2 protein-coding genes are annotated in these 1,694 nt (G+C 68.2%); both read left to right on the top strand.

Annotated elements, in window-relative coordinates; genetic code table 11:
* Nucleotides 1–257 precede the first annotated feature (257 nt).
* Complete coding sequence (locus ACIOMQ_RS41410) at nucleotides 258–1,304, top strand: SGNH/GDSL hydrolase family protein (protein WP_401989340.1); 1,047 nt, start codon at nucleotides 258–260, stop codon at nucleotides 1,302–1,304.
* 178 nt (nucleotides 1,305–1,482) lie between these two features.
* A partial coding sequence (locus ACIOMQ_RS41405; RefSeq protein WP_402192898.1) for a transposase family protein occupies nucleotides 1,483–1,694 on the top strand: 212 nt, incomplete at its 3' end.

Here is a 1,694-nt window from a genome sequence, read left to right as displayed (position 1 = left end):
CCTAAGGGCTGTCCCGTAAATGATCTGCAAGCTGTGTCGGGTGCCTGGTCGCCCGCGCGGCCGGCTCGCCGATCCGGCGCCTGTGTCGGCTGTTGGCAGGTGGCAGCACGAAGATCTGATCATTTAGCTCGATCGGGTCTGATAGGTCCGAGTCAGTCGAGCAGTAGACCGGCGGCGTGGATGATCTTGGGCGGGACGCCTTCCGATTTGGGGTACATTGCGGCTCCGGGGTGTCTTTTGTCGATTCTGGAGGATTGATGCGACACCCTGTCTCCCGACTCAGGACGCGAGTACTGGCGGTCGGGCTCGCCCTGGCTGCGGCCGCCCTCGTGCCCGCGGGCTCGGCTGGTGCGGCTGATCAGTACGAGTGGGCCGCCCTGGGCGACTCGTACACCGCCGGCGGCTTCGTCGGGGACCCGCAGCCCGCGCTCGGTGATGCGTCGCGGGACGGCTGCGACCGCACCACCGGCGCTTACCCCAGCCTTGTCGAGCGGGAACTCGACGAGTTCCCGCCCGGCAAGCACGTCCACCTGACCAACGTCAGCTGCGGCAACGCCACCATCGACAACATCGCCACGACCAAGCAGACGCCGATCAGTCCGGTCCAGCCCCCCGCCGGAGGCTGGACCGCGGTCGACCCGCAGATCCAGCGGGCCAAGCTGAACGACCAGACCGACGTCGTCACCATCGGTGTCGGCGGCAATAGCCTGCCCTTCGGCGGCATGCTCCTCAAGTGCCTCGAACTGGGCGCGAAGCCCGGCGAGTCCTGCCGCGAGTACTACACCAGCCCGCCCGAGGGCGAGGAGAGCATCCAGGACAAGCTCGCCAGGGTCCAGGACGAGTACATCGCCATGCTGGCCAAGGTGCACGAGGCCGCACCCAACGCCAAGGTCATCACCGTCGGCTACCCGGCCGTCCTGCCGCAGGAGGCCAGTGCCTGCAACCGCCTCGCCCTCACCGAGCTGGGCTCGATCAAGCACGCCGACATCGACTGGCTCCGTGACGACGTCCTCAAGCCGCTGAACAGCACGATCCAGCGCGTTACGTCGTTCTTCGGCGACCGTTACGTGGACGTCTACTCCTCCAGCGTGGGCCACGACGCCTGCCAGCCCGCAGGCACCAAGTGGATCGAGGGAATCTGCGGCGACGCAGCGGACTACTGGCCCGCCAAACTCCCCGGCACCCTGCTGAACTGCGGCCTCATCCAGAAGCGCGTCACCCTGGTCCACCCCAACGGTGCAGGACACGCCAACACCGCCGCACACGTCGAACGAGCCATCCGCATCGCTCTCCTCAACGGGTGACCGACCGCACACCAGCGCCAGTGCCCCGGCCCGCGAGCAACCGCGGGCCGGGGCACTTGGCCAACCGCGCGACGGGCGTCGCCCGGCGGGTGAGTCGGGCGGCGAGGCGACCAGAGGTCGTGTCCGCTGCGAGAGTTGGGCTGGGACCTCCGCCTGACCCTGATGTGATGATCTTGATGTGGCTAGTGTGATCACGGCGGCGGAGCCGTCCTGGATAGCTCCGTTCTCTGGGCTGAGCCCTCGCGCCTTCGGAAAGCTGGTGACGGTTCTGCGGCGCGCGGGGGCGGACACGGCCCGCAAAGGCCGGCCGTGGAGCCTTCCGCTGGAGGACCGGACCCTGCTGGTCGCGGCCTACTGGCGAACGAACCTGACCATGCGGCAGCTCGCCCT

The sequence above is a fragment of the Streptomyces sp. NPDC087845 genome (genome assembly GCF_044742755.1).
GTDB lineage: Bacteria > Actinomycetota > Actinomycetes > Streptomycetales > Streptomycetaceae > Streptomyces.
The sequence above is the reverse complement of the archived record's forward strand: the minus strand, read 5'-3'. Positions and strand labels throughout refer to the sequence as shown.

Bases quoted from the DNA above. Each gene is read 5' to 3' on its own strand.
- ACIOMQ_RS41410 (WP_401989340.1), top strand. From the start codon at position 258: ATGCGACACCCTGTCTCCCGACTCAGGACGCGAGTACTGGCGGTCGGG.